This window comes from Oleiphilus sp. HI0125 (assembly GCF_001635355.1).
Genome location: NZ_LWGF01001041.1, coordinates 1 through 708 on the forward strand (window position 1 = coordinate 1; position 708 = coordinate 708).

Genomic DNA, 708 nt, shown 5'->3' on the forward strand with positions numbered 1-708 from the left:
CTCCATCAAGACTCTCCGCTGGTTCTTCTATACGCAGGTGCTTCAGATTCACGGAAACTGGTGCAGCCCCTTTGGCAAAAACAATTTCACCCTCAGCGCCCTTACCTGACAAAACGATATTTATCTTGGATAAGGATGGTGAGATTCTCGCCTCGACATCTAGAGCGCGATGGTTAAACATATCTACGACAGGACTTTTGACAAAAATCTCTTTCAATATTCCTGCTTCACCCGCCTCGCCAGTAAAGGTCTCGCTAGCGAAATCTATCCATGGCTCAACTTCAATATGATCAAGCGCGACAGCAACACCCAAGCCCTCTTCAGAAAAACGATACGCGCCAAAGTCTAGAGGGTTTAATGATGATGACAGCACAAGCTTTCCGTACTCTAATTGCTCATCAACAAACAAGAGCTGCCCACTTCCTTTTGGTAGTGCCTGACCATCTAGAATGATAGTGACATCCGCTTGCTTCTCTTTAATCGAAGCATTTACTTGCACGGAATTTTTAGATTCAGATAATTTGGCAAAAGGTTCAGGCCAATCAACTGCAAGACCTTGCATATTGCTCGTCATCTCAAAACGTGCTGGCTCTTGCGCATCAGGAATTATCAATGAGGATTCAAAGGCGGTACGACCGCTTACGCCATAAAAAGGAACATTACTAGACCGCTTGTTCTCATCCGTGAATAGCTTACTGGGATTTAACT

At 44.8% G+C, this 708-nt stretch carries 1 protein-coding gene; it reads right to left on the bottom strand.

Annotated features, from left to right (window positions below):
- The coding region (locus tag A3762_RS27765) for a hypothetical protein (protein WP_197469362.1) at positions 1–708 on the bottom strand (708 nt) is incomplete at both ends.